This is a genomic window from Paenibacillus sp. FSL F4-0100, from assembly GCF_037993005.1.
GTDB lineage: Bacteria > Bacillota > Bacilli > Paenibacillales > Paenibacillaceae > Paenibacillus_AQ.
In genome coordinates this window covers 1514404-1527800 of record NZ_CP150303.1, presented here as the reverse complement: position 1 = coordinate 1527800, position 13397 = coordinate 1514404, and the positions used below count along the sequence as shown (strand labels likewise).

Annotated in this window: 8 protein-coding genes; 3 read left to right on the top strand and 5 right to left on the bottom strand. The window is 50.5% G+C overall.

From position 1 onward, the window contains the following. Positions 1 to 43: 43 nt before the first annotated feature. Complete coding sequence (locus MHH48_RS06660; protein WP_076322823.1) at positions 44 to 1087, bottom strand: BMP family protein; 1044 nt, start codon at positions 1085 to 1087, stop codon at positions 44 to 46. A gap of 362 nt (positions 1088 to 1449) precedes the next feature. Continuing rightward, positions 1450 to 5313, bottom strand: a complete 3864-nt coding sequence (locus MHH48_RS06655; protein ID WP_076322822.1) for an S-layer homology domain-containing protein — start codon at positions 5311 to 5313, stop codon at positions 1450 to 1452. Between the two features lie 191 nt (positions 5314 to 5504). On the opposite strand from MHH48_RS06655, the gene MHH48_RS06650 reads away from it, so the two are divergent. Continuing rightward, positions 5505 to 8126: a LuxR C-terminal-related transcriptional regulator gene (locus tag MHH48_RS06650; RefSeq protein WP_076322821.1), complete on the top strand. Its 2622-nt coding sequence runs from the start codon at positions 5505 to 5507 to the stop codon at positions 8124 to 8126. Positions 8127 to 8347: 221 nt separating this feature from the next. Here the strand turns inward: MHH48_RS06650 and MHH48_RS06645 are convergent, their stop codons facing one another. After that, positions 8348 to 9700 (bottom strand): MATE family efflux transporter, encoded by a 1353-nt coding sequence (locus MHH48_RS06645; protein ID WP_076322820.1) that lies wholly within the window; start codon positions 9698 to 9700, stop codon positions 8348 to 8350. A 395-nt stretch (positions 9701 to 10095) separates the two neighbouring features. Between MHH48_RS06645 and MHH48_RS06640 the strand changes: the two genes are divergently transcribed. Next, on the top strand, positions 10096 to 11370 hold the full coding sequence (locus MHH48_RS06640; protein ID WP_076322819.1) for a chitinase: 1275 nt from the start codon (positions 10096 to 10098) through the stop codon (positions 11368 to 11370). Between the two features lie 124 nt (positions 11371 to 11494). Here MHH48_RS06640 and MHH48_RS06635 read toward each other — a convergent pair whose 3' ends face one another. Then, positions 11495 to 11860 (bottom strand): MmcQ/YjbR family DNA-binding protein, encoded by a 366-nt coding sequence (locus MHH48_RS06635; RefSeq protein WP_076322818.1) that lies wholly within the window; start codon positions 11858 to 11860, stop codon positions 11495 to 11497. Positions 11861 to 12070: 210 nt separating this feature from the next. Between MHH48_RS06635 and MHH48_RS06630 the strand changes: the two genes are divergently transcribed. Beyond that, positions 12071 to 12826, top strand: a complete 756-nt coding sequence (locus tag MHH48_RS06630; protein WP_076322817.1) for a YheC/YheD family protein — start codon at positions 12071 to 12073, stop codon at positions 12824 to 12826. 110 nt (positions 12827 to 12936) lie between these two features. On the opposite strand, the gene MHH48_RS06625 is transcribed toward MHH48_RS06630, so the two are convergent. Then, on the bottom strand, positions 12937 to 13323 hold the full coding sequence (locus tag MHH48_RS06625) for a RidA family protein (RefSeq protein WP_076322816.1): 387 nt from the start codon (positions 13321 to 13323) through the stop codon (positions 12937 to 12939). Positions 13324 to 13397 lie beyond the last annotated feature (74 nt).

Genomic DNA, 13397 nt, shown 5'->3' with positions numbered 1-13397 from the left:
AATGAAAGACCGACTGCTCATGTGCAGCCGGTCCAGGTGAGAACTAATTTTGTTCCAATGCGTTGGTTACTTTAATCTTTCCGGCGATAATATCGTCGGAAATCACCTTAAGCTGATCTACGATGTCTTGTCCAATAAATGGGTTAAGCGGTGTTTTGCTCTCATGGGTTACGTAAGTAAGACCCACGCCGCCTTCTTTCAGACCGTAATCACGAATATCGAATGAGTATTTGTCTTCTGCAAAGTCTTTAACCGTTTCGTAGACAACAGCGTCTGTACCTTTCAATTGAGCAAGCACAACGTGCTCGGGATCCGTGCCCGTGTTATCCGTATCTTGTCCTGAAGCATAGAAGCCTTTCTCTTTCGCGGCTTCGAATACGCCCAAATCACCAACAGCGGAAAGGCCTGCAACGAAATCGGCACCTTTGGAGTTCTGCAGGAGTGCGAGTTCCTTCGCTTTAGCCGGATCTGTGAAACCGCCGACGTAGTTAACGAAAATTTCAACGTTAGGGTTTACCGATTTTGCACCTTCTGCAAAGCCGGTCATATATTTATGCATAATCGGAATGTCGTCTGCAACCACGTTGCCAACCTTGTTGGTCTTCGTAGCCAATCCAGCTGCTGCACCAAGCAGGTAAGCTGCTTCATGTTCACGGAATACGACGCTGCGGACATTCGGCAAATCCACTACCGTATCGATAATGGCAAAAGGCACGTCCGGATTCTCCGGTGCAACCTTCTTCAGTGCATCTTCCATTTGGAAGGTGGATGTGATAATCAAATCATATTTTTCAGCAACCGCCGTACGCAGGTTTTGCTCAATCGAAGCCGGGTCTGTTGATTCAATCGTTTTCACTTCGACATTGAAATCGGCAGCGGCCTTCTGCAATCCTTCGTCCATCAATGCAAAGAAAGGATTCACGCCGATCTTCTCAGGGAGAACAAGTGCAATGCGTTTCTTATCTTGAGATCCTTCTGAACCGCCATTAGCTGCACCATTGTCAGTAGACTTATCATTATTGCCGCAACCTGCAAGCAATCCAACGGATAATACGAGTGTTAATAGAATTGACCATGTCTTTTTCATTTCCTGACCTTATCCTCCTAGATGAGCACTTTTTTATACTATTATCCTATGGTATAGACAAGCAGATGTCAAAACAAAAATTTTAGCGTTTTATGTAGTTTAATGTGTTTTTTAGCAAAAACTTGGCGGAAAACTGCCGATATCACAGAACATTACCTTATCAAAATGTCGAGAATGTTCGGAAATTGCCAACATTTGAGCAAGCGTTTTCTGCCGAGATCAGCATGAAAACGCATTAATTTCAAATTTTCGGCAGCTTATATGCTGCTTTTCCTTTTCATTCACGCAGAAAGGGATGCCTAAAGGCATCCCCTGCAAATATATGAAATGTTCTAAGATCCGACCTAGTTAATCCCGCTGAATCAATCGATCAGCTCTGCTGCCTTTAATAACCGCTGCAGCATGACGGCCGCCTCGCCGCGGGACAGCTTCTGCAGCGGCTTAAGCCCTGCGTCGGCTCCATGGACTATTCCTTGCTGCACAAGCGCGGCAGCAGCCGGTTTGGCCCAAGCGGACAGCTCTTGGAGATCTTGAAAAGATGAAAGGATATCAGCTGATTCCATCTCATTCACTGTACTCGTTAATCCTGCCAGCTTCATCACTCTAGCCATAACCGCTATGGCCTCTTGGCGCGTAATCCCTTGAGTTGGCCGAAAACGGCCGTCCTCATACCCCTGAAGAAGCTCATACTGTACGGCTTGTGCAATGACGCCGCTATACCAGTCGCTTGCGCTGACATCCTGAAAAGCAGGGATTTCGCCCTTCACCTCGTGCAAACCGAGTGCCCTGACGATCATGGCAGCAAACTCCGCACGATTCACATGAGCGTCCGGAGCGAAACGGGTCCTCTCGGGCTGATTCGCACCTGGGTTTGTGGGCTCCTTCACTCGGCCGCTTCCATCGAGGATCAATCGCGAAGCCAGATCGTTCACGGCATCCTTGGACCAATGAAACGAAACATCGGCAACGCTCGCTTGATGTGATATGAGAGCAACGGTTCCGGCGGTGAGGCGATGCAGAACGGCCTCGCTGCTTCCATCTTTCTTCATCTCTATTCGCGTCGGGATATGATGGAAATCTCCATTCTCATCCACCCGGGCAGCTGTAGTAATCGGGCCTGACACTCCCTGTCGCCATGAAATCCGCTGCTCCGCATACTGTGGAAACGGATCTAATTGCAGGGATATGTCCTGAACCTTAGCTGTAATTTCAAAATCGACAGGCAAACCGACAAGGGTTATACCGGATTGCAGCGCCGCCTTCTGAACAGCCTTTACCTTAGCTGCATCGCTGGCAGCCATCGTTAGAGTCACCAATATTTGATCCGCCGCTATCGGCTTATCCAAACTTCCCGACTTCTGCCAGCGCGATGATGCCATCACGGCAGCAGGAACATGGAAGGTACCGAGAACGGATCGGATTTCAATGGCGCCCTGCTTAGCATCAAGAAGGTCAATTGCAGCACCGCTTATTTCCAGGTAGACATGATCCGCAGGCTGTGCAAGCGCAATGACGATGACCGGATTGTAGTCCACGGTCTTTAAACGGGCTTCCAGCTTTGCCGTATCCAGCTTCATCGAAACGACGGTATGTCCATCTGTCTCATGGAACAAGCCTGTAACCATCCCTTCCTGAGATTCATCGTTTAGCGTAACTCTGACATTCACTCTGTTCTCTGCTGGCGTGGCACTGCCTGATGAACCTGAATTTGCGTATCCTGAGCCTGAGCCAGTACCTCCAGGAGATAAACCTCCTCCCGGTTCTTCAGGCGTTACACCTCCGCCTCCGGTTGACGACGCTCTTGTCACCATCACTCTATATTTCAGATGCTGGCCATCCGGCGCCGTCACAACGACCTCGATTATATGGTTACCTACGGAAACCGGGAGTTCCGGGCTCTCCTGACCGGAGAAAATATCGATCGGCCCCACTTCCAAATCCCCGGCTTCCCCGTACACGCTGACCGTTACCTGCACACGAGCGTCATACACCTGGGCAGTCACCGTAAGGCGATCCGTTTCATTGGCTACCTGTGCCTTGTAGTCATAATGATATCTATCGAATTCAGGGCTCAGACCCACTTCCGCTCCAGGTGAATTCAGCGCCAATGCTTGCAAGGTGGCGTCATACGGCGTGGTCGCAGGCTCCCTGACCGTAAAGCTCCAGGTATCCCCGCCTTGAATTCCGGCAAAATAAGTACCCGAATGGTTACCGGTAAAAGCCCCCGATTCGATCTCGACATAATAGGTCTTTCCATAGTCGAAAGCAGTCAACGGGTTTAGGGTCACCGCGTTCCCGAGAACCGAGACCTTACCTGCATCGGCAGCATCGATGGTCTCCACGACACGCTGATCCGAAGCTTGCCTAATCGTAATCGATTTACCGGACACAGCCGTCACGTCTTCATTGAAGACAACCTGCAGGGTCGCATCACTTTCAACGCCGACAGACTGATGAGCCGGCGCATACGATACCGCCGTAAGTTCAATCGGTTCCGGGTTCACGCTCCATTTGGCATACAGCGTAACATCCTGCGTACCGAAGATAAGCTTGCCGCCAGCCGGATAATCGATCCCGCTTCCATCGGCCTCCGTATTCCAGCCGACGAAGCTGTACCCATCCTTGCCCAGTTGGCCTGTATTGCCCGCTACAACCGTTTCTTCGCCTCTGGCAAACAAACCACTGCTTGCCGGAACATTCCCTGTCGTATTTCCGTTGCCATCATAGATTAACGAATAGATTTGCGGCCATTTCGTTGTCACTTTCAGCATGCGGTATGCGCTTTTTCTGCCGACGGCATCTTTGGCGATGACATTAAAATAATAATCCGTGCCTTCCGCCAGTCCGTTTACCACAAGTGCGGTTTGATCGGCCGTGTAGCTACCGATCGGCTTTCCGTACCTCTCCATTTGACTTACGTCCCCGATATTCGGGCTGCCAGACGAATATAAAAGATACTGCAGGTCGTGCTGCTCCGTCATATTGTCCCGGGCCTTAGGCCACTCCAATCCAACGGAGTCCGCGGTAATGCTGTACGGATTCAAGACCCCACTTCCTGTATCCGGGGACGTGGTATCCAGCACGGCCTTCGACAGGGTAGGTATTTCCCTCGTGTTTATCGTTCCGTCTCCGATTTGCCCTCCGGAATTCAAGCCCCATCCCCAGACGGTCCCATCCTTCTTCATCGCCACGCTATGAAAGCCGCCGGCGGAAATTTCGCGTACATGCTTGATCCCCGGCACAGGGGCTGGAATGAGGCTGTAAGCATTCGGCAGGCCAAGCTGCTTCTGACTATTTTCCCCCCAGCTCCATACGTTCCCTGCTTGGTCTACTGCTAGGCTGTGGTATCCTCCGCCTGCAACCGCAACAATGTGCTCCAGGTTTCTAACCTGCACCGGTGTCGTTCGGTTTGTTCTCGTGCCGTCCCCAAGCATGCCGTATGTGTTTTTTCCCCATGCCCAGACGGTGCCGTCTTGTTTAACCGCCAAACTATGAGACCCTCCGGCGGCAATGGCAACGACGTCTGTCAGCCCCGCCACCTGTACCGGCATGTATCGATCCATCCTCGTTCCATCGCCGAGTTCCCCGTCTCCGTTCACGCCCCAGGCCCATATGGTACCGTCGGATTTCAAGGCAAGACTGTAATATCCTCCAGCCGCAATCGCCTTCACATCGCTTAGACCGGTCACGAGAACCGGGGTGTTTTGTTGTATCGTCGTTCCATTGCCCAGCTCGCCGTTGTCGTTTTTCCCCCAAGTCCATACGGTGCCGTTCTCGGAAAGCGCCATGCCGTGATAGCCCAATCCGCCGGATATGGCCCTAATCCCGCTTAAACCTGCAACTTGTACGGGAGCGTTCACATTCGTTGTCGTTCCAATTCCCAATTGTCCGTTCTCGTTCGCCCCCCACGTCCATACCGTTCCGTCCTGACGGAGCGCCATCGAGCTGCGGACGCCGGAATGAATGTCAATGACATGATTCAAACCCTTCGCCATAACGGGAGTGACCCGGGCACTCCAGATGCCGGCACCTAGCTGCCCCCTGTCTCCAAACCCCCATGAGTAAACTTCGCCGCTGCTTGCAAGCGAAACGGTATGATAATAACCGGCCACAAGCTTCGGTGCAATCGCGGTGGCTGCGAAGGCTTGCCGGTATCCGAATACCCAATCCATCTGCATCAACAGCAAAGCTATACATAGCAGGATTTTCCCTGAACGCCTTAACATAAATCTCCTCCCTCATTTCATCAGCGCTTATCAACCACAATCCCGGTCGGGACCGCGGTACTATGGATGCTATCAAATAAATGGAAGGGAAACGATTGACAAACGTTAACTTTTCATCATTTTTTTCATATAATCTAGTTATCTTGACTCAAATTTCGTAAAAATAACGTTCGTATATAGCGAGGGTATCTATGAAATTACTGACTGATTCACCTATTCTAAAAATGAAAATAAGCCTTCCCGGGTTAAAAAAGCATCTCATTCACCGGAATCGGCTTATTCAAGCGATGACAGCAGGCCACAATGGACAACTGACTACCATTATTGCCCCTGCCGGATACGGCAAATCGACGCTGCTGGCCCAGTGGGCCCATGGAGCCAACGAGCGATGCGCCTGGGTGTCGCTGGATGAACGGGATAACGATCCTGTCCGCTTTTGGCGATACGTTGCAGCCTCCTTGGCTTCGGTTCTTCCAGAACAGCAAGGAGATCGGCTTATGAACCATACGCATCTGCTGCCAAGCGCCTCGATTGAAAGCTTTCTGGATACGCTGATCAGTGAATTATACGAGGAGCATGAACCCCTCAATCTCATTCTCGAGGACCTGCATAGCATTCACTATCATGCAATCCATGCGGGGATTTCCTACTTGATTGATTACCTCCCTGAGCCTATTCATCTATTCATCTCCTCCCGAACCGAGCTTCCATTCCCCACAATGAAAGGGATGGTTAACCATGAGGTCAACCATATCGGAATGAAGCAGCTGGAATTCACCTCTGATGAAACCGAGCGCTTTTTCCGGCATGAATCAGATAGCAGTCAGCCCCGTCTAACTCCGATGCAACTGGATGCATTGCTTAATCGAACGGAAGGCTGGATAACCGGGCTCCAGCTTGCTTCGCTTTCCCTGCGAACCGGCAGCGATCTGGAGCCATTCGTCAAAGATATGAAGGGAAATCAACTTCTGATCTCAAAATATCTGTTCCAGGAGGTGATAAGCAGGCTATCTCCCGAGGTACTCACTTTTCTGCTGCAGACCGCAGTCCTGTCGGAGCTTCATCCACAGGTGTGCGATGCGGTAACCGATCTCAACGACAGCCGCCCGATGCTGGAGGAGCTGCAGAAGCTGAATCTGTTTCTGGTTCCACTGGATGAACATCATACCTGCTATCGCTATCATCATCTGTTCTCGCAGTTTCTGCTGGACCTCCTGCTACGTGAAGATAACGGGGAGTATACGAAGCGTCATCGGCTTGCTGGGCAATATTACGCTTCTACCGGTTCTATGGATGAGGCCATTGACCATATGTTTGCAGCGCAGGACATTGATGGGGCCGTGAACTTGCTGGAGCAGCATATGCAAACCGTGCTTGAACGGGGGGAAATTGCTACCTTGCTAGAATGGTTTGACCGCATCCCATCCCCATTCTCGACGACACTTGAAATGTCATTAGCGCATGCCTTTATCATGGTTCTGGCAGGGGATCTGGAGCGATCTGAGCGCATGCTGTCCCAGATTGAAGAAACGTGCGCCGCACTCGCGTCATCAGATCGACGGGAGCAGCTCCGAAGCAGCCTCCTGTTCGTGCGTTCCAACCTTGTTTTTCTGAACGGGGACTTCGGCAAATGGTTAGCTTTCAGCGAAGGCATCCTCGACAACGCTATGCCCGACAATCCGATCTACTATCAATTCGATTACAACCGTCAGGAGCCTTACGTAAGACGTACACCGCTTGGCATGAAGGGAGCTCTCTCCGCCGATACGGAGCGGATCGCGCACCTGTTTATCGGCGTGCTGGAATCCCATGGATGGGCGCATTCGCTCATGAATTTATATGTAAAGCAATCCTTGTGCGAGGGGTATTATGAATGGAATCGGCTTGCCGAATGCCGTCAGTTGCTGGTACAGATTCGAAATGCGCCCCCGGCCAAAGAAACCATGGGTTTGTTCGTGCCGCTTCATATAACCGAAGCCAAGCTGTACGCTGCGGAGGGCAAGTTTCATCTGGCCCATTATGCTCTGGATGAAGCATGGACCGCTGTCCTCGATAGGAAAGCCAGCCCATGGCTTGCTCCATTAAAGGCTATACGATGCATGCTCTATATTCGGGAAGGGCGTATAACCGAAGCCCGCAAGGAAGCGGCCGGTCTCCCGATTTCCGTCAAGGACCGACCAACCTATAGCCGGGAAACCGAATATCTGGCGTTCGTTCGCCTGTTAGGCAAACAGCGCAGGGAAGCCGAGGCGCTTCACCTCCTGGAGCTGTTAAAACCCCAAGCTGAGCGCGAACAGCAACGATCCAGCATCATCGAGATCACAGGCCTGCAAGCGCTGCTGGAATATCAGCGTGGTCAGCGAAAGCAGTCTCTTCATCTCCTTGGCGACGCATTGCGTATTGGAGCACAGAACGGTTATGTCCGTTCCTTCCTGGACGAAGGAGAGGAGATGTACCAGTTGCTGAAGCTGTATGCAAACCACCAAGGACAAGAAAGCGGCTTACAGCCGGAGCAGCATCAGCTGCTTGAATATGTACGCACCCTGTTGGAGCATTTTCCTGATTATCCCCAAGCGGACCCTTCATCCGCCAAGCTATCCCCGTCTGTTCTCCCGGAACAACTGAATCGGAATGAAATGAATCTCCTGCATCTGATCCGGCAAGGTGCCGCCAATAAACAGATGGCCGCTGCACTTGGCCTGTCCGAAGGAACAGTCCGGGTATATTTATCCAGACTGTATGGCAAGCTCGGCGTGACTACCCGCACGCAGGCTCTGGTTAAAGCCCAGTCATTGAACCTGCTAGAGGATTGAACCTTATATCCCAAATAGCCCCACAAAGTGGAGCCTATGCTTTGATGCTTATTCCAAATACTTTGCGGGGACCCCTTAAACATATAAATGAGGATACAGAATGGCTTACGCTTCGCTGAAAACTTATACATTCTGTAATATCGAAAAAGGAACTCCGGTCGGTCCGTGGACCCGGGGTTCCTTTTATTTGATCAATTTACCTTAAGACAACCGTCTATCCATCATGAGCTGAAGGAGCGTATCCATTTGAATCGGTTAACCTTTACGATCGCCACAAAACACTTCAGTATCTGATCGGACTTCAAGCAAATGAATATGGCGAGTGGTGATAAATGGAACACAAACGCGCATAATGCCGAGGAGGGCAGCACGATCAGCCACATAAAAATCAAATCGTTGTAAAGCACAAAGCGGGTGTCTCCGCCGCTTCGCACAATGCCCGTCAATGCCGGCATCTGATAAGCCGTTCCGACTACGGTGATCGACAACACTGTCATGAAATGGAGCGCGAGTGTTTTCGCCTCATCGGATATGGAGTAGAAGCCCAGGACGAAATCCTTAATTACAAACAGCACAGCGCCCGTCAGCAAGCCGAGCAGGATATACAGAATCTGCAGCGTTTTGGCATAGGATATGATTTTGTCCATCAACCCTTCACCGATGGTCTTCCCAATCAGCACAGCCGTTGCGCTGGCCGAAGCGTAAACGATGACTGTCACCATCTGGAAAATCGTAGTCGCAATACTGTTGGCCGCGATTGCCGATTCTCCCATATGCCCCAGAATGGCAGTTTGTGCCGCCATGGCAAGCCCCCATACCGTGTTCGACAGCAGAATCGGGGAGCCTACGCGAATGTACTGTTTGAAGAGATCCATATCGAACTGCAGGAAATCCTGCAGCTTCAGCAAAATTTTGCGATCAAATCGTTTAATGTACACCAGGACGATCACACATTCAATGATTCTAGCCGTCAGGGTAGCGATAGCCGATCCGGTCACACCCAGTTCAGGAAAACCTAAATACCCGTAGATGAGGATATAGTTCAGGCAGATGTTGATAATCAGGGTCGATAACGATACCACAAAGCCGATTTTCACCGTTTCCACGCTTCGCAGTGAAGCCAGCAAGGAACTGGTGACGGCAAAGAAGATATAAGAGAAACAGATGATTCGTAAATATTCCACACCTGCGGCTATAACATTCTCTTCCTTCGTAAACAAGGACAGTACCTCATGCGGGAAAAAGAACACGACTATCCATAACACAATACTGAGGAAAATGGCCATGCGCATGCCGATGCTTGCTGCTTTTTTGATGGAGCCTAAATCCTTCGCTCCCCAGAATCTGGACGACATGATGACCAATCCTTCGCATACGCCCATAACCAGCATGTGCAGCAGGAATTGGATCTGGTTCGCGAGGGCAACGCCCGATAGCGCCGATTCACTGTATCCTCCCAGCATGACGTTGTCCGACAAATTCACGCCGACCGATATCAGGTTCTGCATCCCGATCACAAGCGTCAGCCAGAAAAAGCTTTTGTAGAACCCTTTTTCGCGAACAAATAAACTCATGTCAGTTAACCTTCTTCGTCTATAAGATGATGAATCTCTAATATGTATGAAATTACACAAATGAACAGAACATTATGAAGTGAAGCATTCTTTCCATAGATCAGTAGATTGATAGAATCAAAACATAATAACATTATAATGTTTTTACATTAAAAAACTAGTCATCAAGTTGGAGGACACTGCGAATGCCAGTATCGAACTTCGACGGCATCTTTAGCGATTCCACAGCAAATCCCCTGACTATCGTCACATCTACCCCGCTTGGTCGCGCCAGAGGTTCCCCTTCAATGTCAACTGCGCGTTAAATCGTGGGATTTCCTGACTATGTACAAAACAACATACCGTATATATGATGGCAGTGTATTCCAATCCCAATGATACAGAGGAGAATGTGTATGACCGTGTGGAAATATCCGTTATCCCGCAAAATGATCCAGCGAAGTATGATTGCAGCCCTCGGCGCTGCGCTCCTCATGACCCCGCTTCATGCCTTTGCAGCCGATGAAGCGCCCCAGCCCGAAGCATCTTCCGCTCATCCGGCAGCCAGCACCAAATCCAGCACCTCAGCTCCAGCACAAATCACGGAGAATCTAGGCGGTTCCCTAGCGATCGGGGAGCACCGGCTAATCAGTCGTAAGGAGATCGACCAGAATTGGGATGGCCTCGATCCGGATTACACACCGGAGAAGGCGATCGCCGCTGTTAGAGCACTGCTCTCGGAGGAAGACTTCGAAGCGTTGTTCCCTTACCGGCTAGGCTCGGCGGAATGGTTTAAAATCGCCAATGGCAAAGAATACTATAAAGCCGATCAGACCGACTATTTCTCATACGACAACCTCATCAACGCGGTCGCGGAGGTCTCCAATCTGAAGATCAAGATCAACACGCGGCAAGGAACCCCTTCCGCGCAGGAGATTTACCGATTAGACAAGGACGCCCGCGTTGAAACACTCGTTGTGCGTTCAGCTGACTTCCATTCGGTTGAGAACCTTAACAAAGATATTGAAACCGTTATCATTGATGGCGGCACTTTCCTGAAGGAAGGGTTCAAGAAGGACCGCAAGCGTGAACTGGCCGCCTTCCTCGCCAATCTGTCCCACGAAACGGGCGGAGGCTGGGCTACCGCTCCGGGAGGACCGCTCCGTTGGGGATTGTTCTGGAACGAGAACATCGCCGGCCGGACTGGTGTCAACAAGGATGCTTTCGTCGATCCTGCCAGCGCGGTGTTGTATCCCGGAACACCAGACAAACGCTATTATGGACGGGGACCGATCATGCTCAGCTGGAACTTTAATTACGGCCTGTTCAGTTCCATCATCTATGGAGACAAAAGCGTGCTGCTGGACCATCCGGAGATCGTTGCCGCTGACGGCAAAATCGGCTACATGACCGCCATCCTGTTCTGGATGACGCCGCAGGACCCGAAGCCTTCTGCCCATGACGTGATGGTTGGCAGATGGAAGCCTTCCCCGCTTGAGAAGTTCAGAGGGCTGGGCGATCCCGGCTTCGGTACGACCGTGATGGTCTTGAACGGCCTGGAAGCTAACCTCGGTGAAACCGAGGGCAGCCCGGTGCAGCGCCGCGCCGGTCACTACCGCGATATTACAAGCCGTATGGGCGTTGATATTACCGGGGAGAAAGTGGATACTTTGGGCATGAGACCATTCTGATACGAAACCGCCCAGCGGATGGGTTGAACTAGGTTTGATGGTACCATCTAATAAACGCCCTCTGGCAAGTGGATGTTTATCTGCCACCACTGTGCCACAGGGCGATTATTTATTTCAGCAGGCTTCATACCAGCCGCTGAGAGATCGCATCGCGCTGAGCCTTCGGTAAACTCTTCAGCACCAAATCATAGGAATGATCAATCATATCCTGGAGGTCCGCTTCCGTTAAGGAGCCATCCACGGTAATGGTATTCCAATGTTTTTTGTTGAGATGATAACCAGGCTGCACCGCGTCATGCTGCTGGCGCAAATTCTCTGCAATCACCGGATCGCATTTCAGGGAAATATGACTAACCTTCTCTCCTGCCGTTATGGTAATCAGGGCAAACATTTTGCCCCCGACTTTCATGACGATCGGAAGCGGGCCGAACGGATAATCCTCGGTTGCAGCTTTCTTCGAAAGACAGTAAGCAATGAGTGGGCTTCGCACCTGGGAATTCTCTCCTTCTAGATCAGATCTATTTGATTATAGTAGATGACGTTTCCCTGTTCAATCTTGTCGCAGCAGTTTTATTTATCATCTTGTTTATTTTGATAAAAGAATTTTTTCAAGCACAACGCTTGGTTTAAGGCCATCGTGGAGGCTTGCTCTACTTTTTCGGCATATGCTGAACAAAAAAGAGGGGTGAGCCTCTTAGCTATGAAATATAAAAGCAGCACCATCAAAAGCAAATGGAAGAAAACGAAATGGCTGAACGAAGATTCTTATTTCAGACAATACGTGCCGCACACATTGCCGTTCAGCAAAAAAAACCTGAACTCTATGCTGGCGGACTACTCCACGGTTTTCTTCAAACCCACGGATGGTTCGGGTGGCAATAATATTATCCGAATCCGCAAAACAGACAGGGGCTATCAAAGCCAGCTGAATACCACGAAAACGTCGTATTCCAGCTCATCTCAATTGCTTCGTGGTCTGAATCGCTTTGCCGGGAGCAGGGCATATCTGCTGCAAAAAGGAATTCGTTTAGCCAAAAGCAATGGCAAGCCATTTGATATCCGGGTAATGGTCCAGAAGACTAGGCAGGGAGCCTGGGTTAGCACCGCGCTGTTCACCAAAGTCGGCAACCCGAACAAAGTCGCCACCAATTATAATCAAGGCGGCTCCATCGGAACGTTCAAGAAGACGATGAGCGGCGCCAATTTCGACTCGACCTTCACCCAGCAGCTGGAGTCTGAGCTCAAGGGACTCGGCGTTGCCGTTGGTAAAAATTTTGACCGCCATTACAAAGGATTTAACGAACTCGGCCTGGATGTGGCAGTCGATTCCAAGGGGAGGCCCTGGATTCTAGAGGTCAACACCAGACCCCAAGTTTATCCGCTCAAAAACTTGAAAGACAAAAGCCTGTACCATAAGGTGCTGTCTTACGGGAAGCAATATGGGCGTACGAAATAAAAATGATAACCCCTTTTCACACAAAAAACTGCCGGGTTTAGTGCCCGGCAGTTTTATTAAAACCTAATGATGTTCATATCCCTAATTCAGCACATTGAAGGACGATGGGGTTACGACTTGCTAGCTACCACTTCAATCTCAACCAGCCCATCCTTCGGCAAACGGGCAACCTCCACGGCGCTCCGTGCCGGATATGGCTCTGAAAAGAAAGAAGCATATACCTCGTTGACGGCTTGGAAATCATTCATGTCCTTTAAAAAGACCGTAGTCTTGACGATATCCTCCATACCAAAGCCGGCCGCTTCCAGAATCGCCTTCACGTTAAGCAGTGAGCGATTCGCCTGCTCTTCTACCGTCGGGGCAAATTGCCCCGACGCATCCATCCCAAGCTGACCGGATGTAAACAGAAGATTTCCGTATTGCACCGCTTGCGAATAAGGGCCTATGGCTCCGGGTGCCTGCTGAGTAGCGATGGTTTTTCTCTCTTGTTGTGTCATGGTGTTCTCTCCTCTTTAGCGCATACGTTCACGCATTTATATTGATGATTTCTTGCCTTGATCCAAGAAATATT